21 protein-coding genes and 1 tRNA gene are annotated in these 23,402 nt (G+C 67.7%); 10 read left to right on the top strand and 12 right to left on the bottom strand.

The window, feature by feature from the left end:
• Position 1: 1 nt before the first annotated feature.
• The 5 genes from ASE78_RS19475 to ASE78_RS06595 all read right to left on the bottom strand — a co-directional run.
• A partial coding sequence (locus ASE78_RS19475; protein ID WP_235514916.1) for a cytochrome c maturation protein CcmE occupies positions 2–166 on the bottom strand: 165 nt, incomplete at its 3' end.
• Positions 163–270 carry a heme exporter protein CcmD gene (gene ccmD / locus ASE78_RS18615; RefSeq protein ID WP_156351313.1) on the bottom strand — a complete coding sequence of 36 codons (108 nt, stop codon included), beginning with the start codon at positions 268–270 and terminating at the stop codon, positions 163–165. The genes ccmD and ASE78_RS19475, both read right to left, overlap by 4 nt.
• Positions 267–995 (bottom strand): heme ABC transporter permease CcmC, encoded by a 729-nt coding sequence (ccmC, locus tag ASE78_RS06605; protein WP_055756388.1) that lies wholly within the window; start codon positions 993–995, stop codon positions 267–269. Before ccmC ends, ccmD begins: the two co-directional genes overlap by 4 nt.
• 170 nt (positions 996–1,165) lie before the next feature.
• Complete coding sequence (locus tag ASE78_RS18920; RefSeq protein WP_056494731.1) at positions 1,166–2,215, bottom strand: Glu/Leu/Phe/Val family dehydrogenase; 1,050 nt, start codon at positions 2,213–2,215, stop codon at positions 1,166–1,168.
• A 26-nt stretch (positions 2,216–2,241) separates the two neighbouring features.
• Positions 2,242–2,318 (bottom strand) — tRNA-His (locus ASE78_RS06595).
• Positions 2,319–2,401: 83 nt separating this feature from the next.
• Here ASE78_RS06595 and ASE78_RS06590 point away from each other — a divergent pair.
• Complete coding sequence (locus tag ASE78_RS06590) at positions 2,402–3,070, top strand: prolyl hydroxylase family protein (RefSeq protein ID WP_056494727.1); 669 nt, start codon at positions 2,402–2,404, stop codon at positions 3,068–3,070.
• Positions 3,071–3,172: 102 nt separating this feature from the next.
• On the opposite strand, the gene ASE78_RS06585 is transcribed toward ASE78_RS06590, so the two are convergent.
• Positions 3,173–4,249, bottom strand: coding sequence for a mechanosensitive ion channel family protein (locus tag ASE78_RS06585; protein WP_055756393.1), 1,077 nt, complete (start codon positions 4,247–4,249; stop codon positions 3,173–3,175).
• A 116-nt stretch (positions 4,250–4,365) separates the two neighbouring features.
• Here ASE78_RS06585 and gyrA point away from each other — a divergent pair, with 116 nt between their 5' ends.
• Entirely contained in the window at positions 4,366–7,155 is a 2,790-nt protein-coding gene (gene gyrA / locus ASE78_RS06580) for a DNA gyrase subunit A (RefSeq protein ID WP_056494724.1), read from the top strand.
• Positions 7,152–7,502 (top strand): DUF952 domain-containing protein, encoded by a 351-nt coding sequence (locus ASE78_RS06575; RefSeq protein ID WP_056494721.1) that lies wholly within the window; start codon positions 7,152–7,154, stop codon positions 7,500–7,502. Before gyrA ends, ASE78_RS06575 begins: the two co-directional genes overlap by 4 nt.
• Before the next feature lie 120 nt (positions 7,503–7,622).
• On the opposite strand, the gene ASE78_RS06570 is transcribed toward ASE78_RS06575, so the two are convergent.
• Positions 7,623–8,054 (bottom strand): DUF488 family protein, encoded by a 432-nt coding sequence (locus tag ASE78_RS06570; RefSeq protein WP_414886817.1) that lies wholly within the window; start codon positions 8,052–8,054, stop codon positions 7,623–7,625.
• A 135-nt stretch (positions 8,055–8,189) separates the two neighbouring features.
• Between ASE78_RS06570 and ASE78_RS06565 the strand changes: the two genes are divergently transcribed.
• The 3 genes from ASE78_RS06565 to trmFO all read left to right on the top strand — a co-directional run bounded on the left by ASE78_RS06565 (position 8,190) and on the right by trmFO (position 11,161).
• Positions 8,190–8,732: a GbsR/MarR family transcriptional regulator gene (locus ASE78_RS06565; protein ID WP_056494717.1), complete on the top strand. Its 543-nt coding sequence runs from the start codon at positions 8,190–8,192 to the stop codon at positions 8,730–8,732.
• A gap of 74 nt (positions 8,733–8,806) precedes the next feature.
• A complete protein-coding gene (locus ASE78_RS06560; RefSeq protein WP_056495313.1) occupies positions 8,807–9,781 on the top strand; it encodes an SRPBCC family protein in 975 nt (324 codons plus the stop codon).
• A 57-nt stretch (positions 9,782–9,838) separates the two neighbouring features.
• Positions 9,839–11,161, top strand: a complete 1,323-nt coding sequence (trmFO, locus tag ASE78_RS06555; protein ID WP_056494714.1) for a methylenetetrahydrofolate--tRNA-(uracil(54)-C(5))-methyltransferase (FADH(2)-oxidizing) TrmFO — start codon at positions 9,839–9,841, stop codon at positions 11,159–11,161.
• Here trmFO and ASE78_RS06550 read toward each other — a convergent pair.
• Genes ASE78_RS06550 through ASE78_RS06535 form a run of 4 tightly spaced genes read right to left on the bottom strand, consistent with a single transcriptional unit; the run spans position 11,148 to position 15,500 of the window.
• Positions 11,148–11,393 carry a DUF3325 family protein gene (locus ASE78_RS06550; RefSeq protein ID WP_235514896.1) on the bottom strand — a complete coding sequence of 82 codons (246 nt, stop codon included), beginning with the start codon at positions 11,391–11,393 and terminating at the stop codon, positions 11,148–11,150. The two genes, trmFO and ASE78_RS06550, sit on opposite strands and share 14 nt — an antisense overlap.
• The gene (locus tag ASE78_RS06545) at positions 11,393–12,979 is read right to left on the bottom strand and encodes a PepSY-associated TM helix domain-containing protein (protein WP_056494709.1); all 1,587 of its coding nucleotides are present in this window, start codon (positions 12,977–12,979) and stop codon (positions 11,393–11,395) included. The genes ASE78_RS06550 and ASE78_RS06545 overlap by 1 nt, the downstream gene beginning before the upstream one ends.
• Positions 12,976–13,290: a hypothetical protein gene (locus tag ASE78_RS06540; protein WP_056494706.1), complete on the bottom strand. Its 315-nt coding sequence runs from the start codon at positions 13,288–13,290 to the stop codon at positions 12,976–12,978. Before ASE78_RS06540 ends, ASE78_RS06545 begins: the two co-directional genes overlap by 4 nt.
• Complete coding sequence (locus tag ASE78_RS06535; RefSeq protein ID WP_056495310.1) at positions 13,287–15,500, bottom strand: TonB-dependent siderophore receptor; 2,214 nt, start codon at positions 15,498–15,500, stop codon at positions 13,287–13,289. The genes ASE78_RS06540 and ASE78_RS06535 overlap by 4 nt, the downstream gene beginning before the upstream one ends.
• A gap of 142 nt (positions 15,501–15,642) precedes the next feature.
• Here ASE78_RS06535 and ASE78_RS06530 point away from each other — a divergent pair, with 142 nt between their 5' ends.
• Entirely contained in the window at positions 15,643–16,272 is a 630-nt protein-coding gene (locus ASE78_RS06530) for a DUF4198 domain-containing protein (RefSeq protein ID WP_156351309.1), read from the top strand.
• 88 nt (positions 16,273–16,360) lie between these two features.
• Here the strand turns inward: ASE78_RS06530 and ASE78_RS06525 are convergent, their stop codons facing one another.
• Positions 16,361–18,295: a sialate O-acetylesterase gene (locus ASE78_RS06525; protein ID WP_156351308.1), complete on the bottom strand. Its 1,935-nt coding sequence runs from the start codon at positions 18,293–18,295 to the stop codon at positions 16,361–16,363.
• Positions 18,296–18,515: 220 nt separating this feature from the next.
• Between ASE78_RS06525 and ASE78_RS06520 the strand changes: the two genes are divergently transcribed.
• Genes ASE78_RS06520 through ASE78_RS06510 form a run of 3 tightly spaced genes read left to right on the top strand, consistent with a single transcriptional unit; the run spans position 18,516 to position 23,391 of the window.
• Positions 18,516–20,417 carry an NPCBM/NEW2 domain-containing protein gene (locus tag ASE78_RS06520; RefSeq protein ID WP_056494703.1) on the top strand — a complete coding sequence of 634 codons (1,902 nt, stop codon included), beginning with the start codon at positions 18,516–18,518 and terminating at the stop codon, positions 20,415–20,417.
• On the top strand, positions 20,414–21,757 hold the full coding sequence (locus ASE78_RS06515) for a glycoside hydrolase family 27 protein (RefSeq protein ID WP_056494699.1): 1,344 nt from the start codon (positions 20,414–20,416) through the stop codon (positions 21,755–21,757). The genes ASE78_RS06520 and ASE78_RS06515 overlap by 4 nt, the downstream gene beginning before the upstream one ends.
• Positions 21,757–23,391 (top strand): glycoside hydrolase family 43 protein, encoded by a 1,635-nt coding sequence (locus ASE78_RS06510; protein ID WP_056494697.1) that lies wholly within the window; start codon positions 21,757–21,759, stop codon positions 23,389–23,391. Before ASE78_RS06515 ends, ASE78_RS06510 begins: the two co-directional genes overlap by 1 nt.
• Positions 23,392–23,402: the final 11 nt, after the last annotated feature.

The raw sequence follows: 23,402 nt of genomic DNA, 5'->3' as shown, positions 1-23,402 counted from the left end.
NCCCCCCCAGCCGCACCGGCTTGTCGATCGGCGCGGCCTTCGCATCGGCGGGCGCGTAGAAGAAGGCGGCTTCCTCACCCAGCGCCGACATGGCGAGCAGCACCGCGCCGACGACCGCGACGATGGCGAGGACGATCAGCATCAGCCGCTGGTTCTTGGCCCTCACGGCCGCTCCGCGCGGCGCATCGCGATCCATGAGGTGATGGCGAGCGTCGCCAGCGCGCCGACGCCCAGCCCATAGGCGGCGAGGATGAACGGCCAGTGGTTCACGGCATCGCCGCCCGCCGGCGCAGCCGCGCCTCGGCCTTGATCCGGGCGAGGTCGGTGCGCATCCGCATCAGCACGATCGCGCCGAACAACAGGCTCGCTCCACCGGCGGTGAAGCCCAGCGGCCACAGGATCGCCGGATCGATCGTCGATTTGGTCAGCGTGATGCTCGGCCCCTGATGCAGCGTGTTCCACCACAGCACCGAATAGCGGATGACCGGGAGCAGCGCGGTGCCGGCGATGCCGAACAGCGCGGGGATCCGCCCGTCGCCGTCGCGCTCGGCATCGGCGCGGGCGAGCGCCAGATAGGCGAGATAGACGAAGAACAGCAGCAGCATCGAGGTCAGCCGCCCGTCCCATTGCCACCATGTCCCCCATGTCGGCCGGCCCCAGATCGAGCCCGTCGCGAGGCAGACGGCGGCGAACACCGCGCCGGGCAGCGCGATGGCGCGCGCGGCGACATTGGCCAGCGGATGGCGCCACACCAGATAGACGACACTGGCGATGGCGAGGCCCGACCAGCCGCCCATGCCGAGCCATGCGGCGGGGACGTGGATGTAGAGGATGCGGACGCTTTCGCCCTGGAGATAATCGGGCGGCGTCTGCGTCAGCCCCGCCCAGCAACCGATCGCGAACAGCACCGCCCCGCCCCACAGCAGGAGCGGCGTCAGCGGCTTCGCGATCGACAGGAACCGTCGGGGATTGGCAAGGGCGTGAAGGCTGGACACGGTCGCCGCCTGTCTAGGGCGCGGGGGCGTGGAGGGCAATGGGATGCGCGACTTGTCTCTCCATCGTCATTCCCGCGCAGGCGGGAATCCATAGACGCCGACGTTGCGAGTCCATCCGATGCGCTGCGTGTATGGATTCCCGCCTGCGCGGGAATGACGAAGGGGGGGGCTCAGCCCCGACCGATCAGCCGCTTGGCGATGCTGTCGGCGACTTGCGCGTTCGAGCGGCCGGTGGCGTCGCTTTCGTCCCATACCTCGACCAGCCGGTCGGGGATGCGGGCGATGCGCGCCTCGACCTCGGCACGGTCGCCGTGGCCGAGATATTCGAGCGCGACGTTGATGATGCCGCCGGCGTTGATGACGTAATCGGGCGCGTAGAGGATGCCGCACTCCTGCAACCGGGCACCGTCCGCCGCCGTTGCGAGCTGGTTGTTGGCGCCGCCCGCCACCGCCTTCGCCTTGAGCGCGGCGATCGTCGTGGCGTCGAGCACCGCGCCCAGCGCATTGGGGCTGACGATGTCGGCGTCCATGGTCAGCACGCTCGCCGGATCGGCGGTCGCCGCACCCAGTTCGCTCGCCAGCGCCTCGGCCTTCGCCTCGTTCACATCGGCTAGCGTCAGCACCGCGCCGTCCTTCGCCAGCAGCCGGGCAAGCCCGCCGCCGACCGAACCGACACCCTGAATCGCGACTCGCACGCCGCGCATCTCGTCGCTGCCCAGCGCACGCTTCGCCGCCGCGCGGACGCCGAGATAGACGCCCATGGCGGTGAACGGCCCCGGATCGCCGCCGGCATTGCCCGCCGCGACCGGCAGGCCGGAGACGTACTTGGTGGCACCAGAAATGGTAATCATGTCGGCTTCGGACATGCCGACGTCCTCGGCGGTGACGTAGCGCCCGCCGAGCGATTCGACCGCGCGGCCGAACGCGGCGAGCAGTTCGGGCGTCTTGGCCCCGCCCTCGGGTGCCAGCACCACGCCCTTGCCGCCGCCCATCGGCAGGCCGGCCATCGCATTCTTGAAGCTCATGCCGCGCGACAGGCGCAGCGCGTCGGTGATCGCCGCACCGCTGTCGGCATAGCGCCAGAAGCGCACGCCGCCCGCCGCCGGGCCGAGCGCGGTGGAATGCACCGCGATGACGCAGCGCAGGCCGGTGACATGATCGGAGAAGAGATGAACGCCCTCGTGGTCGTCGAAGTCGGGATAGCCCCAATCGGTCTGCACGGCGCGGTTCCAGCTCTGAGAAAGGATGGGGCGACCGACGGGACTTGAACCCGCAACTTCCGGCATCACAAGCCGGCGCTCTAACCAATTGAACTACGGTCGCCGTGAGAAGGGCGCGCTTAGCGGGGGGAAACGCGGCGGTCAAGCGGTGGCGTGCGGCGAAACGATCTGGCAGGAGCGGCGGCGATGGAAGCACATCCCGCCCCCCGCCCCGGCTTCGGTTCGGGTTTTCCGGCCGAACCGGTGATCGATCACATGCTGGCGCAAGCGGGCGTGCAGCGCGTGCCAAGCCCCAAGCTGACGCTGTTCATCCGCCGGGCGATGGTGCCGCCCGAGCTATGTGCCGCACTGATCGAGCGAATCGATGCGAAGCGCCGCCCCTCGACCATCGCCGACGCGAACGGCGACCCGACGTTTCGCACCAGCGAAACCTGCGATCTCGATTCGAGCGATCCGGTGGTCGCGGCGGCCGAGGCGCTGATCCACGGGTTCAGCGGGCTCGACCCGGCGCATGGCGAGCCGCTCCAGGGGCAACGCTATGCGGTGGGGCAGGAGTTCAAGGCACATACCGATTATTTCGATCCGCAGGGGCGCGACTTCGCGCGCTACTGCTCGGTCGCGGGGCAGCGGACGTGGACGGTGATGCTCTATCTGAACGAGCCCGGCGCGGGCGGCGCCACGCGGTTCAAGGGGATCGACAAGATCGTCCAGCCCGAGACGGGCAAGCTGCTGGCATGGAACAACCTGCGCAGCGACGGGACGCCGAACCCGGCGACGCTGCATCACGGCATGAAGGTGCGCGAGGGTGCGAAATATGTGCTGACGAAGTGGTTTCGCGAGCGGGTTTGGGGGTGAGGTGCCTCTAACCCCTCCCTGACAGGGAGGGGTTGGGGTGGGTCGGCCTGCGCGGGAACGGAACGTCCGCCACGACCCTACCCACCCCCGCCCCCTCCCTTGTCAGGGAGGGGAGTTGGTTGCGTCCTCCATCACCAGCCGCCGCTTGGGCAGCGCCTCGGGCATTTCGTCCCGGATATAGGCCAGCATCCCCTCGCGCAGCGAACAGCGCAGGTCGAAGGCGCGGGCGGCGTCCGATGCGGTGGCGAGGATGCGGACCTCGATCGCGTCGGGCTTGGTATCGGTCACTTGCAGGACGTGGGCGCGGCCGTCCCACAGCGGATCGGCTTGCACCAGTTCCTCGAACTTTGCGCGCAGGCGGGGGATGTTGACGGTCGGGTCGAGCCAGAAGAACGCCGATCCCAGCAGCCCGCTAGTGGTGCGCGTCCAGTTCTGGAAACTCGATTCGAGGAATTTCGACACCGGCACCACCAGCCGCCGTTCGTCCCACAGCCGGACGACGACATAGGTCAGGCGGATTTCCTCAATCCGGCCCCATTCGTTTTCGATGATGACCACGTCGTCGATGCGGATCGGTTCGGTGAACGCCATCTGCACGCCGGCGATGATGTTCTTGAGCGCGGGCTGCGCGGCGGCGCCGACCGCAAGGCCTGCCAGACCCGCCGACGCCATCAGCGTAACGCCGATCGAGCGGATGCTGGGGATCGACAACAGCATCAGGCAGACGGTGATGAAGCCGATCGCGATGATCGCGATCCGGCCGAGGATCGCGCTGCGCGTCCGCCGCCGCCTTGCGCGCAGATTGTCGGCGACGGTGATGTCGGTCGCGATCTCGATCGCCGTGACCGAGGCGCGGATCATCGCGATCGCGAACCAGCCCATCAGCAGCGGTACGATCAGCCCCGCGCCCTGCGTCCACAGATCGTCCCACCGGTCGGGCAGGCGCAGCGGACGGCGGACGCTGGCCAGCGCCATCGCGACGAGGATCCAGCGCATCGGCCGCCACGCATGATCGACATAGGTGTCGTCGACCGACCCCGGCGTACGCGCGGCAAAGCGGCGCAGCACGCGAAAGGCGACGGCGTGGAGCAACAACGCGGCGATCACCGCGACGGCGATCGTCGTCAGATCGACGGCGGCGGGCGGCAGGTCGCGCAGCAGGCGTTGGAAATCGCGCATCCCCCGCCAACCGCCCGCGCCGCGCCATGTTCCCGGTTTCGCCCGTGATGCTTGGCTTTCGCTGGCTGACCGGCTAGGCTGCCATGCAATCGAAACATTCCCCGAAAGCCTGTAAATTGACCGAAGCGACGCTGCTCGCCGACCCCTCCGATATTGCTCCCATTTCGATCGTCGAGGAGATGCGGTCGAGCTATCTCGACTATGCCATGAGCGTGATCGTGGCGCGGGCGCTACCCGACGTGCGCGACGGGTTGAAGCCCGTTCACCGCCGCATCCTGTTTTCCGCGCAGGAAAGCGGCTTCGTGCCGGGCAAGGCGTACCGCAAATCGGCGCGCATCGTCGGCGACGTGATGGGTAAATATCACCCGCATGGCGACAGCGCGATCTATGAGGCGCTGGCGCGCATGGCGCAGCCATGGTCGATGCGGCTGCCGCTGATCGACGGTCAGGGCAATTTCGGATCGATGGACCCCGATCCGCCCGCCGCGATGCGCTATACCGAGGCGCGCCTCGCCAAGTCGGCGATGGCGCTGCTCGACGATCTCGACAAGGATACCGTCGATTTCGTGCCGAACTACGACGGGTCGGAGCGTGAGCCCGCCGTGCTGCCGGCGCGCTTCCCCAATCTGCTGGTCAACGGCGCGGGCGGCATCGCCGTTGGCATGGCGACCAACATTCCGCCGCACAATCTGGGCGAGGTGGTCGATGCCTGTCTCGCGACGATCGACCGGCGCGTGGAGGGCGGCGAGCCGCTGACCCATGAGGAATTGTGCGAGATCGTGCCCGGGCCGGACTTCCCCACCGGCGCGCTGATGCTCGGCCGGGCGGGGGCGCGTGCGGCCTATGCCGGCGGGCGCGGATCGGTGATCCTGCGCTCGCGCCACATGGTCGAGGCGCGTGGCGAGCGGCGGTCGATCGTGCTGACCGAAATCCCGTTCCAGGTCGGCAAGTCGGGGCTGGTCGAAAAGATCGCCGAGGCCGCCAAGGACAAACGGATCGAGGGCGTCAGCGACATTCGCGACGAATCGAACCGCGAGGGCGTGCGGATCGTCATCGACCTGAAACGCGACGCGACCCCCGATGTGGTGCTCAACCAGTTGTGGCGACACACCCCGGCGCAGTCGAGCTTCGCCGCCAACATGCTCGCCATTCGCGGCGGGCGGCCCGAACTGCTCAACCTCAGCCAGATCATCGATTCCTTCGTGGGCTTCCGCGAAGAGGTCATCACCCGCCGGTCGAAGTATGAACTGGCCAAGGCGCGCGACCGGGCGCATCTGTTGCTCGGCCTCGTCATCGCCGTCACCAACCTCGACGAAGTGGTGCGGATGATCCGGGGATCGGACAGCCCCGCCGCCGCCCGCGCCGCATTGTTGATGCGCGAATGGCCGGTCGCCGAGATCGCGCCCTATCTCAAGCTGGTCGAGGCGGTCGAGGCCGATCATGTCGGCGACTATTACCGGCTGTCCGACCTTCAGGTCCGTGCGATCCTCGACCTGCGGCTCCACCGTCTCACCGCGCTCGGCCGCGACGAGATCGGCGACGAGCTGAAGGAACTGGCCGGATCGATCACCCATCTGCTCGACATCCTCGGCGACCGCGCCAAGCTGTACGCGGTCATGCGGCAGGAACTGGTCGAGGTTCGCGCCGAATTCGCGACGCCGCGGCGGACCGAGATCGCCGGCGCGGCCGACGGGATCGATGACGAGGACCTGATCGAGCGCGAGGAGATGGTCGTCACCGTCACGGTGCAGGGCTATATCAAGCGCACGCCGCTCGACGCTTTCCGCGCGCAGAAGCGTGGCGGCAAGGGCCGTGCCGGCATGGCGACCAAGGACGAGGATGCGATCACGAACCTGTTCGTGACCAGCACCCACACGCCGGTCCTGTTCTTCTCGACCGCCGGCAAGGTGTATCGCATGAAGGTGTGGCGTCTGCCCGAAGGCGGGCCGGCGACGCGCGGGCGGCCGATGGTCAACCTGCTGCCGCTGGCGACCGGCGAGACGATCTCGACCGTGTTGCCGCTGCCCGAGGATGAGGATCGCTGGGCCGACCTGCACGTCATGTTCGCGACTGCCAACGGCACGGTGCGGCGCAATTCGATGGATGCCTTCGCCAACATCCCCACGGCGGGCAAGATCGCGATGCGGTTCGAGGACGACAGCCCCGACCGGCTGATCGGCGTCGCGCTGCTGACCGAAACCGACGACGTGCTGTTGGCGACCAAGGCAGGCAAGGCGATCCGCTTCGCCGCGACCGACGTGCGCGAGTTCCAGAGCCGCACCTCTACGGGCGTGCGCGGCATCAACCTCGCCACCGGGGACGAGGTGATCTCGCTGTCGATCCTCGGCGGGTTCGACGCGACGTCCGAGGAGCGCGAGGCGTATCTGAAGGCCGCGCCGTGGAAGGAGGGCGACCGCGAGGTCACGCTCGACGCCGACCGCATGGCGGCGTTCGAGGCGGCGGAGGAGTTCATCCTTACCGTCACCGCCAACGGCTTCGGCAAGCGCACCTCCGCCTATGAATATCGCCGGACCAATCGCGGGGGTCAGGGGATCACCAACATCGTCACCTCCGACCGCAACGGTCCGGTGGTGGCGAGCTTCCCGGCGCATAACGGCGAGCAACTGATGCTCGTGACCGATCAGGCCAAGCTGATCCGCACCACCGTCGGCGACATCCGCGTGGCGGGGCGCAATACGCAGGGGATCACGATCTTCCGCGTCGGGATGGGCGAACAGGTCGTCTCCGCCGCCAAGATCGACGAGGGCGAAACCCCGGAGAATCCGGCGGAAGCGATGATCGCCGAGGAAGTGGCCGCCGCGCCGGGCATCGCGCCCGGGGACGGCATCCTGCTCGACGACGGCACCGGCCCGGACACGATCAGCGAAGGCGATGTCGAGGAATGAGCCACCCCGCCACCGCCTACAAGGTGCTGACCGCCGGCCAGATGGCGGCGCTGGAGGCCGACGGCAGCTTTGCCGGGGCGCCGGTCGATCTGGCCGATGGCTATATCCACCTGTCGACGTTCGACCAGTTGACCGAGACGGTCGACAAGCACTTCGCGGGGCAGGAGGCGTTGCATGTCGCCGAGGTCGATCTCGACGCGCTGGGTGACGCGGTGAAGTGGGAGTCGTCGCGCGGCGGGCAGTTGTTTCCGCACCTCTATGCGCCGCTGCCGCTGGATAGCGTGGTGGCCTATGGGCCGCTGCACCGCGATGACGATGGGCGGGTGCAGCGGCCGGTGACGAGCTGACTTGCTCCCCTCCCTGACAAGGGAGGGGTTGGGGGTGGGTCGGTCAGCGAGGGAACGGCAGCACCAGCCCCAAGCCTACCACCCCCGGCCCCTCCCTTGTCAGGGAGGGGAGAAAGCCGGCTACGGATAGAGCGCCACCACCTCCGCCCCCTCGCCCACCGCGTCGAGCAGCAGCGTGCGGTGGCAATGTGCCGGGTCGCGTTCGAAGCACAGCAATGCCGAGGGCAGTTCCGCCGCGAGGCCCAACATGATCGCCGCCTGCGCCTGTGCTTCGGGCAGGCCCAATTGTTGGTCGTACACCGCGCGCAGCGTGGCGACATCACCCTTCTTGGCAGCATCGCGACCGCGCTTGGGCGTGCCGAGCGCTTTCAGATGGATGTAATCGATGTCGTGGCCCGCGAGTTCGGCGGCCAGCGCCGATTTGGAAAACCCCGGTCGCCGCGACAGCGGCAGCGCACGCACGTCGATCACCCGCCGCACGCCGGCGGCTTGCAACGCCGCAACGAATTCGGCGACGGTCACGGCTTCATAGCCGATGGTGTAGATGCGTATCGTCATCGCCGTGGATATGGGCACATACGGCGCGCGATCCAGCCCGTGCCGCCGGATGGCAACACAGGCGGAGACGGCGCTTTACGGAGGCAGCGCTTTCCGATATTTCTGTCTTTACAGAAATAGAGAGAATCGATGACACTGCTCGACCATCCCGATGCCAGGACCTTCATCCTTCATTGGGGGGAGATGGGGACGCAATGGGGGGTCAATCGCTCGGTCGGGCAGGTGCATGGACTGCTGTACCTGTCCGACCGGCCGTTACCCGCTGACTCGATCGTCGATGCGTTGGGGCTTGCGCGGTCGAACGTATCGACCGCGCTCAAGGAACTTCAATCCTATGGCATCGTCCGCCGGGTCCATGTCGAGGGCGACCGGCGCGACCATTTCGTGGCCGAAACCGATTCATGGGAGATCATGTTGCGGATCGTCGCCGAACGGAAACGCCGAGAGATCGACCCGACGATCGCGCTGCTGAACGAATTGTCGTCGCGGCTGGCGACCGACAAGGGCGCCCCGCCGCATCTGCGCGAACGGGTGCTGGCGATGTACGACTTCATCGGCGCGCTCGGCACCTGGTACGAACAGATGCGGGTGCTGCCCAAACCGACGCTGGTGGCGCTGATGAAGCTCGGCGGCAAGATCGCCCGTTTCTTGCCTGGCCGGCGGGGGGATTAAGCCCACCTTTTTTTGTGAGTATCTTTCTGAAATTACAGAAATAACCGTCATAACAATAGCGCGTGGAGGACATGATGGAACCGGACACTCCCCCTACCCCGAGCGCCGGGCTGCGGATCGCCGGTGCGATCGGCGTCGCGCTGATCGTCGCGCTTGGTGCGTATCTGATGCTGGAGGCGACCCAGCCGGATTCCGGTCTCGTCAGCTTCTCGTTCCTGCTGCTCCTGCCGGCGGGTATCTCGGCTTTCGCCGGCTATGTCTCCGATCCCTTGGCCACCCGGTCGCTCAGCCACTATATGAAGGTTTCGCTCTATCTCTATGGCGCGGCGATGCTGTTGTCGGCAGTCGTCCTGCGGGAAGGCGTGATCTGCGTGCTGATGTTGACCCCGCTGTGGCTGGGGAGCGGCTGCATCGGTGCGGTGATCGCCTATCGCCTGCGACGGCGTGGGGACGCGGGCAACCGGCTGCATTCCGCCGCGCTGCTGGTCGTTCCGCTGCTCGCCATGCAGATCGAACCGGCGATCCCCCTGCCGACCGACCATGCCACCGTCGAGCGCAGCGCGGTGATCGCCGCATCGCCCGAAACGCTGTGGCCGTTGCTGCGCGGCGTGCCCGACGTTCGGCCGGGCGAGGGTCGGTGGAATGTGTCGCAGGACATTTTCGGCATCCCCCGCCCGATCGGCGCGACCTTGTCGCGCGACGGCATCGGCGGCGAACGGATCGGCGTGTGGGAATATGGCATCCGCTTTCGCGAACGGATCATCGATTGGCAGCCGGGTCGCCGGATCGGCTGGCGTTTCGTGTTCGACGACAGCGACGGGTGGGATTTCACCGATCGCCACCTGCGCCCCGACAGCCGGTATTTCCGGGTGACGACCGGCGGATACCGGATGACGCCGCTTGGCGATGGCCGCACCCTGCTGACCGTGCATACCAGCTATCGCATCACCACGCCGGTCAACGCCTATTCACGGCTGTGGGGTGAGTTGTTCCTCGGCGATCTGGAGAACAACCTGCTCGGTATCCTGCGCCAGCGCGCCGAACGATGAGCGCGACGGGCCGATCGTTCATTGCCCGTTACGGTCCGACGCCCTAAGCACATTGCCATGCAATATGACGTACATATCATCGGCGGCGGCCTCGCCGGGTCCGAAGCGGCGTGGCAGTTGGCGCAGGCCGGGGCGAAGGTCCGCCTGTCGGAAATGCGCGGTGGCGGCGATACCACGCCCGCGCATCAGGGCGATTCGCTGGCCGAGCTGGTGTGTTCGAACAGCTTTCGGTCGGACGATGCCGAATCGAACGCGGTCGGGCTGCTCCATTCGGAGATGCGTGCGCTGGGGTCGCTCATCATGGCCAAGGGCGACGAGTACAAGGTGCCCGCCGGATCGGCGCTGGCAGTCGACCGCGACGGGTTTTCCGCCGGGGTAACGGCGGCGCTTGCCGCGCATTCCAACATCACCATCGTGCGCGAACGGGTCGACACGCTGCCCGAACAGGGCATGACGATCGTCGCCACCGGGCCGTTGACCGCCCCTGCCCTTGCCGGCGACATCGGCGGGGCGACCGGTGCCGAGGCGCTCGCCTTCTTCGATGCCATCGCGCCGATCGTCCATTTCGAGTCGATCGACATGGAACAGGCGTGGTTCCAGAGCCGCTGGAACAAGGGCGACGGCAAGGACTACATCAACTGCGCGATGAACCGTGAGCAGTATGAAGCCTTCCACGCCGGACTGATGGCCGGCGAAAAGGCCGAGTTCCGCGAATGGGAGAACGTGCCCTATTTCGAGGGCTGCATGCCGATCGAGGTGATGGCCGAGCGCGGGCTGGATACGCTGCGCTTCGGGCCGATGAAGCCGGTGGGGCTCGACGATCCGCGCACCGGGCGCTGGCCGCACGCGGTCGTGCAGTTGCGGCAGGACAATGCGTCGGCAACGCTGTGGAACATCGTCGGCTTCCAGACCAAGCTGAAGCATGGCGAGCAGGTGCGGCTGTTCCGCACCATTCCGGGCTTGGAGAATGCAGAGTTCGCGCGGCTGGGGGGCCTGCACCGCAACACGTTCATCCGTTCGCCCGAACTGCTCGACCCGACGCTGCGGCTAAAGGCGCGGCCGCATCTGCGCTTCGCCGGGCAGATGACCGGGTGCGAGGGCTATGTCGAAAGCGCCGCGGTCGGGCTGATGGCCGGGCGGTTCGCCGCCGCCGAGCTGGCCGGGCGCGAGCTTGGGAGCCCGCCGGTCGAGACGGCATTGGGCGCGCTGCTGCATCACATCACCGGCGCGGCGGTGGCGGAGACGTATCAGCCGATGAACGTCAATTTCGGGCTGATGCCGCCGATTCCCGGGCGCACCAAGAAGGCCGATCGCAAGAAGCTCTACACCGCCCGCGCGCGCGATGCCTTCGCCGACTGGCGGGCGCTCACCGCCGCGTGAGGTTGAGTGCGAGCAGGTTCGCGCCTGCCGCAAGCATCAGCAGCCCCATGCCGCCGATAGCGCCATAGACCGGCCCCCATGCGCCGAACGCGGCGGCGAGCGACAGCGCGATCAGCGCCCAACCCGCCGGCCGCCGCCACTGGCGCGCGCCACCCAGCCGGTCGCCATGGCGATGGGTGGCGAGCGCCAGCAGCGCGAAGCCGGCGAGTGCGGCGAGCAATGCGACGATCATCATTCGGCGGGTGCCCATGCGTCGGAGGAAATGGCAGGCGCGCTACGCACCCGTTTCGGCTTCGGGCGGAAGCGATGCACCCGCCATGCGGCGAAGCCGAACCCTGCGCCCAGCGCCACGAACGTCAGGTCGGCCCCCGCCAGCACCCAGTCGCCGCGCGCGATGCTGGCGAAGAGGCCGGTCGGCAGCAGGGCGATATTGTAGAGTGGCAGCGCGACCAGCAATCCTGCCTGTAGCACCAGCAGTTCGACCCACGCGCGCGCCGGCCGCCGGGTGAGCGCATAGGCGAATACGACCGCCCAGCCGGCGAACATCGCGTTGATCTCGCCATCGGCGCGGCTGGCCATGTCGACCGGCAGCAGCCGGTTGGCCCACAGATACAGCGTCATCGCGATCGGAAAACCGGCGATAAAGCCGATGTTCAGCCGTTCGATCAGCCGGAAGCCGAACGGGGCGCGGGTGGGATCGGGCAGCCGTTCGCGCCGCTTGACCGTCCACAGGACGAGCCCGCTGGCGACCATCAGCGAGCCTGCGATCCCACACAGGAAATACAGCCAGCGCAGCGGATAGTCACCGAACCGCCCGGCGTGCAGGCCGACCATCGCCCCCTGCGTCACCACCGCGCCATTGGGGGCCGGGGCCTGCCACAACAGCCGCCCGGTCGTCCCGTCATAGCCGATCGCCGGGGCGCGCGCCGACAGCATCGACGTGCCGCCGCGCGTCATCGTCACCCGCGCCGCCGCGTCGCCGGGATTGAACACGGTGATATAGCCGACCTCGCCACCCAGCCGCCGCTCGCCATCCTTGAGCAACACCGCCAGATCGACCAGCGGTTTTGCGACCTTCGCCCGCTCGGCGACCGGGGCCTGCGGGAATACGTCGGCGAACAGCTTCGCCTCGTCGCTGTAGTTGGCGGTGACGGCCCATGGCATCAGCATCGCCATCAGCGTGACGAGGCCGGTGTAGGTAATCATCAGGTGGAACGGCAGCGCCAGCACCGCGCTGGCGTTATGCCCGTCGAGCCACGATCGCTGCCCCTTGCCGCGCCGCAGGGTAAAGAAATCCTTGAAGATCTTCTTGTGCGTCACGATCCCGCTCAGGATCGCGACCAGCATGAACATCGCGGCGATACCGACGATCCAGCGCGCCCAGAACACCGGCATATAGTGCAGGTCGAAATGGAAACGGTAGAAGAAGTCGCCGCCGCGAGTCTCGCGCGCGGTGCCCTCAACGCCGTCCGCCCCGATGAAGGCGCTGGTATCGCGCCGGCCGCGGCGGCGTTGCTTGCCTTCGCCTTCCTTGGCGGCTGGCACCCAAAACACGCTTGCCCCCGCGCTGTCGCGGGTCGGCACGGTGATGAACCAGCTTTGCGCGTCGGGTGCCTTGCGCTGAAGCACGGCGGCCGCGCTGCCCACGACCTGCGCCGGATCGACGATCTGCGTCAGTTCGGGCCGGGCCCAGCGGTTGAGCGCCTCGCGCCAATAGGCCGAGGTGCCGGCCACGAACACCGCGAACAGCACCCAGCCGAGCAGCAGCCCCGACCAGGTATGGAGCGTCGATTGCGACTGGCGGAACCCCTTGCTCACAGCCGTCCTCCGATCGCGATCGAACCCCAGGTGATCGCCGCCGCGACCGCGCCTGCCACGCCCAGCGTCCACAACGCCCGCCAGCCGCTGCGCGCGGCATAAGCCCACATCACCGCCGCCGCGCATAGCACGAACGCGATCAGCGTCGCGGTGATGGTCGCCGCCGACCGTTCGCCGGGCAGGATGCGGGCGAGCGCCATCGCCCACAGGCTGGCAACGCCGTAGCCGACCGGCATCGCCGCGACGATCCGCAGCAGATTGTCGATCCCCCGCCGCCACAGGATGTGGCGTGCCTGCCCCGCGCTCGTCACAGGCCGACGCGCACGCTGGCGAACACGGTGCGGGGAACACCGTAGTAATTGCCACGCCCGGTCGAGGAGATGCGTGCGTAATAGTCGCGGTCGAACAGGTTGTTGACGTTCACCGCCAGCGTCACCTTGTCGTTGATCGCATAGCCGGCGCGCAGGTCGGCGACGGCATAGGCCCCCTGCCGCACGATCGTCGACGGGCGGAACGAACCGTTGGCATTGGTGCCCGCCGCCGTGCCGCTCCATGTTTTGTCGAACCACGTCACGCCCGCACCGACGCTGGCCCCAGCCAGCGGTCCGTCGACCGGGGCGTAGTTGGTGAACAGCTTGACCATATGTTCGGGGATCACCGGCAGCAGGCTGAGGCCCTCCAACGTGGTGTTGGCATCCTCCAGATATTTGGTGCGGGTGAAGCTGTAGCCGCCGTTGATCCGCCAGCCCGGCAGGATCTCGCCGCTCGCTTCCGCCTCGATCCCGCGCGCGCGGACCTTGCCGATCTGATAGACGACGTCGATCAGATTGGGGTCGTTGAACAGGCGGTTGTCCTGCGTGATCTGATAGACGGCGGCCGAAAGCAGCAGCCGGTCGTTCATCAGCGACAGCTTGGTTCCCGCTTCATATTGCGCGCCCATCAACGGCTCGATCGCCTCGCCGTCGGGGCGGAAGCGGCCAGCGGGCGGCGGCTGCGGGGTGAAGCTGTCGGCGTAGCTCGCATAGACGTTCAACTGCGGCGTGACGTCCCACACCACCCCGGCATAGGGAGTGAAGCGCCCGTCGAAGCTGTAGGTCGAAGGAAGGCCCCGTACAAGCTGTGCCGAGGTCGTGACATTGGTCGTGTCCCACCACGTCATTCGCCCGCCGCCGACGAGCGTCAGCCCCTTGAACAAGTTGACGCGCGTCTGACCATAGATGCCATATTGTTCGGTTTCTGCATCGCTTCCACCGACGACCTTGCCCGTCGCCAGCGCATAAGGATCGAGATCGGGTTCGGCGGGCGACACCGGATTATACACGTTGATCTGGGCATAATTCGACCGCCGCGAAAAAGCGGAGGTGGTCGACAGCGCCTGATAATCGACCCCGAGGATCAGCGTATGGTCGCGCCCGAACGCCGGGAAGCTGCCCACCCCGTTGAAGTCGAACGAGCGGGTCTGCATCGTGCTGTCGCCGCGATAGGCGATGTGGCTGGTCACGCCGTTGGTCGCGGTGATCGGCTGGTTGCCGATATAGCTGTAGATGTCGATGCGATCGACGTCGGTGAGCAGGCCGGTGGCCCGCAGCGTCCAGCGGTCGCTGACCCGGTGCGCGACCTCGACGAAGCCCGACCAGCTTTCCGAGCGGAAGCGGTTCCAGTCGGCCCCGAGATAGGTCGAGCGGTCGATGTCGAGCAACTGCCCGTCGCTGCCGTCGGCCCCGCCGATGAGGCCGGGCAGGCCTGACTGGATCGCCGGTTTGAACAGTTCGTAATTGCCGCCGACGGTGATCGTCGTGTTCTCGCCGATCCGCGTATCCGCCACGCCGAACGCGCCGACGCGATAGCGGTGCGCCACGTCGAAGAACTGGTCCTGATCGTGGATGAACGCGCCCAGCCGCAACCCCGAGCGGTCGTCGAGCGGTGTGGACACGTCCACCTCGCCCCGGAAGTTATTATAGCTGCCATAGCCGGCCAACGCGCTTACCCGGAGATCATCGAACGGACGCTTGCGCACCAGATTTATGCTCCCCGCCGGATTGCCGGCACCGCTGAACAGCCCCGCCGGCCCGCGCAGCACCTCCACCCGGTCGTACAGGAACAGGTCGGGGACGACGGCAGGAAAGCCGAAGCCGAGCGTCGGCACGCCGTCGACCAGATAATTGTTGATGGTGAAGCCGCGCGACAGGAACGACGGGTCCTCGCTGCCGACGCCGGTGATCGTCACGCCGTTGGTGACGGTCAGCGCGTCCTCAAGGGTGAACAGGTTGCGCTGCTGCAACTGTTCCTGATCGATCACGGTGATGATGTTGGGCACGTCCTTGAGCGGCGTGACCGTCTTGCCGACCGCCTGGCCATAGCTCTTGCCCAGAACGATAATGTCGTCGCCGCGCTGCGCCGCTTCCTCATCGGTTTCCGCCTCCGCCGTGGCCTCGACCACCGGTTCGGCCCATGCCGGGGCCGCCAGCGCCAGCGTGGCCACACTCGCGGCCCATGCCGTCGATCGGTTCCAACGCGCCATCATTCCCCCTTATGCGATTCACTCTCAATATGAAGCGCATCTATCGGCACAATTCGGACAATGCAACGCTATTGCGACCTATTCGCATTCTTACTATGCCAGCGGCAATCGCGGACGCCCTTGTCCGCCCCGGGAGATTATCATGCGAACGCTGGCGCTTATCCTTGCCCTTACCCTGCCCACCGTCGCGCAGGCGCACGAAGTCTGGGTCGAGCGCGACGGCGCGGGGCCGGCACGCATCTACCTCGGCGAACCGGGCGAGCCGATGCCGGCGGGCGGCGATCCCGAGTTCAAGCGGCTGGTCGCGCCGAAGTTCGTCGGCACCACCGCCACCCGCAGCGATCGCCGCGCGGGCTATATCGAGGCGATGGTGCCGGCGAAGGGCGACCTGCGCGTGACCGACGACGCGGTATTCGCGCCATGGGGCGCGGAGGGTGCGAAGGAAGCGGTGATCTATTATGCTCGCGCCGGGCGCAGCGACACCAGCACCGCCATGCCGTACGAGATCGCGCCGCTCACCGCCAACGGCAACCGCTTCGCGCTGATGCAGGGCGGCAAGCCGGTCGCCGATGCCAAGGTGACGGTGGTGTCGCCCGACAAATGGACGAAGGTGCTGAGCGCCGACGCGAACGGTATCGTCACCGTGCCGCTGCGTGGGGGAGGCCGCTATCTGTTGAGCGCGACCAAGGAGGAAACCGGCCAGTTGGCGGTGCCCGCAGGACCGGTCGCCAAAATCTATCACACCGCCACCACGACCTTCGTGGCGAAATAGGGATACTCTCCGATCGACGCCGGTGCTTCAATCGAAACACCGGCGTCTATGGATTCCCGCCTTCGCGGGAATGACGACGCGGAGAAGCCTACTTCACCGGCAACACGAACGGCGCGGCCGGGAGGTCGGCCTTGTCGAACAGGTTGACGAACGGCGCGTCGGCCCACGCATAGCGCACCCGCGTCACCCCGGGCCGGTTGGCGCCGGGCAGCACCACCGTCTCGCCGCGCGGCACGGCGGTGGTATAGCTGCACGTCTCGCCCGCGCACGTTTCGAACCCGATCGCCTGCGCGCCGCTGTAGCTTTGCAATCCGCCCAGTGCGTTGCGATAGCGCACGACCAGATCGGCCCCGGCGCGGGTCACGTCGACCGCTTCCGGCCCCGATCGCGTGCCCGGTTTGCCATAGGCGATGACGCTCGCCAGCCGGGCCAGCCGCTCGCCGACCAGCGTCTTCTGCGTCGGATGGATGTCGAACCGGTCGCCGACGTCGATCGTCACCGCCAGCCCCGCATCGGCATCGGCCGCGACCGCTTCGGCCTGCGCCTGGCGCAATTCGGCCCAGCTTGACTGGCCGGGCGTCGTCATCGGCTTGCCATAGGAAGTGAGCTGCACGACGAAGAACGGCAGTTTCGGCGCATCGAACGCCCGCCGCCAGTCGGCCATCAACAGCGGCAGCAACCGGCGATAGGCGCCGGCTTCCGCCGCGTTCGATTCCCCCTGATACCATGCCGCCAGTTTCAGCCCGTAGCCGGCGAACGGCGCGATCATGCCGTTGTAGAGCGTGGTCAGGCTGTTGGGCGTATCCCATGGCGGCGGGGCGATCCACTTGTCCTTGAGCGGCGTACCCTTCGCATAGCGCCACGGCCCCTTGAACGGGACGAGCGTGCCATCGGCCAGTTCGACCCCGCGCGGCGCGGGGCTGGCGAAGCCGCCGCCGTTGGCGCCGCCCAGCACGCGGATCGCCACGACGTTGCGCCCGGCATGAAGCCTGCCCGCCGGAATCGCATAGCCGCGCCATGCCCATTCGATGCTGCCACCGCCGACATAGGTGCCGTTGACATAGCTTTCGTCGAACTTGTCGATCGGCCCCAGCCGCAGCGTCCTGGCGGCGGCGGCCTGTTCGGGGGTCAGCTCGATCGTGGTGCGCAGCCACACCGCGCCCTCGAAATCGGCCAGCGCGGGGATTCCCGCCTGCCGCCATGCCGCTTCCTTGATCGTGCCCCAGGCCGCGTCGTCGAAGCCCTCGGTCCGCCATGCGCGCTGGCTGGTCGCGGCGGGATCGTTCGCCTGCCACCATGCCTCGCGTCGTTCGCCGTCGGCGAGGATCGCCGCCGCCGGATCGCGCCCATATTGCGCCACCGCCGCCACGCCGGCGCGCAGGTCGGGAACGGTCAACAGCGCGGGCACGCTGATCCAGCTTTCGATCCGCGTGCCGCCCCATTCGGACGAGATGAAGCCGATCGGCACCTTCTCCGACTGACGAAGCGAGCGGGCCATGTAATAGCAGACCGCCGACGCATCGCCGACCGTCTCGGGCGAGACCTGGGCCCATTTCGCGCGCTTGTCGAGGTCGCGGGCGACGTTCGGCCGGTTGGCGTCGTCGATCACGACGAAGCGCAGCCCGGTATCGGCCGACGAACGGGTCGTGCCCCAGGCGTTGGTCGAGGCCGACACCTTGAACTCCATATTCGACTGGCCGCCGCACAGGAACACGTCGCCGACCATGATGTCCGACAGCGTCTGCGCGGCCGCGCCGGCTGCGCCCACCGACAGCGTGTACGGCCCGCCCGCCGGCATCGCCGGGAGCGTGGCGCGCCAGTTGCCGTCGCTGCCGACCTTCGCGCTCACCCGACGATCGCCCAGTTGCACGCTGACCGTACCGCCGGGTGTGCCGGTGCCCCAGACAGCGATCGGCCGGTCGCGCTGCACCACCGCATGATCGGCGAAGATGTTCGCGAACTGCGCGCCTGTCGGCGGCACCGCCGTCGCCTGGCCGAAGGCCGGCACGGCCGCCCCCAACATCGCTGCGCCCGCCAACCATCGCATCGCCCGCCGTCTGGCCATCATCCGCATCCCACTCCCCGACTCACAAATTGACATCGCTATCATGGCGCAGGTCATCGGCCCGCGCCACGGCCGATCCTTTAGCGGCGTGGATGTAAAAAGCGCGTTGACGCTCCCTGGTCAGACAAATACGCCGATCCGAACGCCGCAAAGGCCGGGATCGAACGGGGAGAGTAGCATGGCATCGTGGAGACGCTGGACCGGAGGGGTGTTGCTCGCCGCCGCCGCCCTGCCCGCCGTCGCGGCGGGACAGGCGCTTGCCCCCACTGGTCGCTGGAGCGCCAACACCGCCGGCCGCGCCAGTTTGCCGCCGATGGGCTGGAATAGCTGGAACGCCTTTTACACCGATGTCGACGAGGAGAAGGTGCTCGCCTCGGCGAAGATCATCGTCGATTCCGGTCTTGCCGCCAAAGGCTATCGCTACGTCAACATCGACGACGGCTGGTGGCTGCAACGCCGCCAGCGCGACGGGCGGGTGCTGATCCGCACCGCCACCTTCCCCTCGGCGCGGACCGCCGACGGCGCCACCAGCTTCCGCCCGCTGACCGACCGGCTGCACGCCATGGGACTGAAGGCCGGCATCTATACCGACATCGGCCGCAATTCGTGCGGGCAGGCCTATACCGCCAATGGCCCGAACCAACCCGAAGGCAGCATGGCCGAGCGCGAGATAGGGCTGTACGACCATGTCGATGGCGATATTCGCTCCTATTTCGCCGAATGGGGCTTCGATTACATCAAGGTCGATGGCTGCGGCATCCGCGCGCTCGGCCCCGACAGCAAGATGGTGCAGGGTGGCCGCTACCGTGCGCTGGGGCCGATCGTCGACGTCGATTCGCTTGGCCGGACCGATATTGCGGCGGTGCGCGGGCTGTACCAGCAGGTCGCCGACGCGCTGAAGCGCCACAATCCCGATGGCGACTATATCTTTTCGGTCTGCCTGTGGGGATCGGCCGACGTCCGCTCTTGGGGGCGGTTCATCGGCGGCACGTCGCGCACCAGCGAGGACATCACCGCGTCGTGGACGCGGATGCTCCACAATCTCGACAGCACGTCGCGCCGCGCGCTCTATGGCCATCCCGGTTCGTGGAACGATCCCGACATGCTGTTCGTCGGCACCGGCGATTTCGACAAGGATCACCTGACCGAAGCGCGCGCGCATTTCTCGCTGTGGGCGATGGTCAACGCGCCGCTGCTGATCGGCTATGATCTGCGCAAGGCGGGGCCGGAGCTGATGGCGATCCTCGGCAACGAGCGGATCATCGCGCTCAACCAGGACCCGGCCGGCAATCAGGCGACGCTGGCGTACGACAGCGAGGATGTGCAGATCTACGTCAAGGCGCTAGCCGACGGGACCAAGGCGGTGGCGATCCTCAACCGTCGCGACAAGCCGTTCGACGCGACGCTGACCGCCGATCACCTGAAACTGCGCGCCGATGCCGACATCAGCCTCGACGATTTGTGGACCGGCACGCGGACCAGCTTCCGCGACGAACGGAAATTCACGCTCGCCGCGCATCAGGCGCTGGTGTTCCGCGCGCAGGGCGGCCGGCAGTTGCCGAACGGGCTGTATCTCTCCGAACTGCCCGGCCGGGTGAACCCGGCGGTCGATGGTGTCACCGTGCCGGAGAACGAACCGATGATCCACCGCGGCATCCTCCACTGGAACAGCACGCGCGGCGGCGGCGAGCGGCCGCGCTATGCCGGCTGGGGCGGCGCGCAGGTCGATGCCACGCCCTATGGCGAGACGCTGGGTATCGCCGGCAAGCGCTATGCGACCGGCCTTGGCGTGCTCGCCAATTCGCGGCTGGAGGTTCGCGCGGGCGATGCGAAGCGCTTCACCGCCTCGGTCGGGGTCGACGACACCGCGCGCGACCGCAGCCATCCGGTCCGCTTCCTCGTCTATGGCGACGGCCGGCTGCTCGCCCGGTCGAAACCGATGCGTTTCGGCGAGGCGGCGGTCCCGATCGCCGCCGATGTCGCCGGGGTGAAGCTGGTCGAGCTGGTCGCGGAAGGGAAAACCGGCGAACGCTTCCCCGATCCGGTGGTGTGGGCCGATGCCGCGCTGGTGACGCAGTGACCCGCCTGTCGCGCCGCACGCTGATCGCCGCCGGCGGCATCGCGCCCGCCGCCGCCGCCGGCATCGCCCGTGCCGCCCCGCGCAAGGGCGCGCCGCTCGCCCCCACCCCGCCGATGGGCTGGAATAGCTGGAACAGCTTCGCCACCACGATTACCGAGGCGCAGGCGCTGGAAACCGCGACGATCCAGCGCGACCGGCTGCTGCCGGCGGGCTATTCGATCTTCACCATCGATATACAATGGTACGAACCCGGCGCGACCGGATACGAATATCGTGCCGATGCGGTGCCGGTGCTCGACGGGCACGGCCGGTTGCAGCCCGACCCGAAGCGCTTTCCTTCCGCCGCCGACGGTCGCGGTTTTCGCAGCATCGCCGACCGGGTCCATGCGATGGGCCTGAAATTCGGCATCCACCTGATGCGCGGCATCCCGCGCGAGGCGGTGCGACGCAACCTGCCGATCCTCGGCACCCGGTATCGCGCGCAGGACATCGCCGACCCGACCAGCATCTGTTCGTGGAACAGCGACATGGTCGGTGTCGACATGCGCCGGCCCGGTGCGCAGGCCTATTACGACAGTGTGTTCGCGCAATATGCCGACTGGGGCGTCGACCTCGTCAAGATGGACGACATGAGCCGCCCGTATGATTCGCATGCGCCCGAGATCGAGGCGGCCGCCGCCGCGATCCGCCGCTCGGGCCGGGCGATCCTGCTGAGCCTGTCGCCGGGCGAAACGCCGTTGTCCTCGGCCGACCATGTCCGCGCGCATGCGCAGATGTGGCGGATTAGCGACGATTTCTGGGACGAATGGGCGCTGCTCGACGCACAGTTCACCCGGCTGGAAAACTGGCAGCGGTACGCGGGACCGGGCGGCTGGCCCGATGCCGACATGCTCCCGCTCGGCCGGCTGGCGCTGGGGCAACGCGACACGAAGTTCACGCCGCCCGAACAGCGCACGCTGATGACCTTGTGGTCGATCGCCCGATCGCCGCTCATCATGGGCGGCGACCTGCGCCATCTCGACGCGGCGACGCTGGCGTTGCTGACCAACCCGGAGGTGATCGCGGTCAATCAGGCGAGTTCGCGCAACCGCCCGCTCCACATCCAGGACGGGATGCGCGCGTGGGAAGCACGCGCGGCGAACGGCGACACCTATCTTGCGCTGTTCAACCCGACACCCAAGGCGACCCGGATCGGGATCGATCCGCGCTGGCTGAACCTTGCCGGGCGGCTGCGCGTCCGCGACCTGTGGGCGCGTGCCGACCTGCCACCCGTAACCGGCCGGATCGAGGCCAACCTGCCGTCGCACGGTGCCGCGCTCTATCGGCTGGCGGCGGCGTGATGCGGATGCTGTTCGCCACGCTCGCGCTGTTCGGGACGGCTGCTGTCGGCAGCGAACCGGCGCGCTTCAGCGAATTCCGCTATACCGGTCGCACGATCGATCGCGCGGTGCCCGGCCCCGACCAGTATCGCAACCCGATCCTGGCGGGCTATTATCCCGATCCGTCGATCGTGCGCGTCGGCGGGGATTATTACCTCGCCAATTCGTCGTTTGCGCATTTCCCCGGCATCCCGATCTTCCATTCGCGCGATCTGGTCCACTGGACGCAGATCGCCAACGCGATCGACCGGCCGACCCAGCTCGATTTCAGCAGGCGGCGCGTGTCCGAAGCGGTGTTCGCGCCCGATATTTCCTATCACGCCGGCACCTTCTACATCGTCAACACCTGTGTCGAATGCGGCGGCAATTTCGTCATCACCGCGCGCGATCCGAAGGGGCCGTGGTCGGACCCGGTGTGGCTGCCGTTCGAGGGGATCGATCCGTCGATCCACTGGGAAGGCGAGCGCGCATGGATCGTCAACAACCGCGCCCCCGCCGGACCTGCCCGGTACGAGGGGCATCGCGCGCTGTGGATTCAGGAATTCGACTGGCGCGCGGGCAGGATGATCGGTCCATCGACCCAGATCGTCGACGGCGGGGTCGACATCACCAGGCAGCCGGTGTGGATCGAAGGACCGCATATCCTGCGGAAAGACGGCTATTATTACCTGACCGCCGCCGAGGGCGGGACCGAGGTCAATCATTCCCAGGTCGTGTTCCGATCGCGCGCGTTGCTCGGGCCGTATGTGCCGTTCGCCGGCAATCCGATCCTGACGCAGCGTGATTTGCCCGCCGACCGGGCGAACCCGATCACCTCGGCCGGCCATGCCAAGTTCGTCCAGACGCAGCGCGGCGACTGGTGGGCGACCTTCCTTGCCGTGCAGCCCTATGCCGGTGATTATTACAACACCGGGCGCGAGACGTTCCTGCTGCCGGTGACATGGGTCGACGGCTGGCCGGTGATCCTGCCCAAGGGCCAGCCGATCCCGCATGTCGCCGGCCGCCCCGCGCTGCCGCGCCAGCCCGCGCCGGCGCGGCCGACGACCGGCGACTTCGCCTATGTCGACCGGTTCGACACGCCGAGGCTGGGTCTGGCGTGGGTCGGCATCCGCACGCCACGCACGCCGGTGTACAGCATCGCCGGCGGCGAGCTGATCGTTCCCGGCGGCGCGGCGCTTGGCGACCAGAACGGCGTGCCGGGCTTCGTCGGCCGGCGGCAGCAGCATGCGACGGCGACGGTGTCGACGACGGTGCGCTTCGCCCCGACCGGCGACGGTGATCGCGCCGGGCTGGTCGCGTTGCAGAGCGACCGGAGCTATCTGTTCTTCGGCGCCACGCGGATCGCCGGCCGACCGGCGATCGCGCTGTTCACCCGCGACAAGGGCGACGAACGCCTCATCGCCTCCGCGCCATGGAACGGCACCGGCCCGGTCACGCTGACGCTGCGGATCGACGGCGGCACGATCGCGGTCGACTATCGCGCCGGTGGCAGGGCCGCGACGCTGAAAACCGGGCTCGACGCCCGGTTCCTGAGCACGGCGACGGCGGGCGGCTTCACCGGCACGGTCATCGGCCCCTATGCCTGGCGCAAATAGGTGTCCCCGGA

The organism is Sphingomonas sp. Leaf25, assembly GCF_001421635.1.
In the GTDB taxonomy this organism is placed as follows: Bacteria; Pseudomonadota; Alphaproteobacteria; order Sphingomonadales; family Sphingomonadaceae; genus Sphingomonas.
This window is presented reverse-complemented; position numbering and strand designations above follow the sequence as displayed.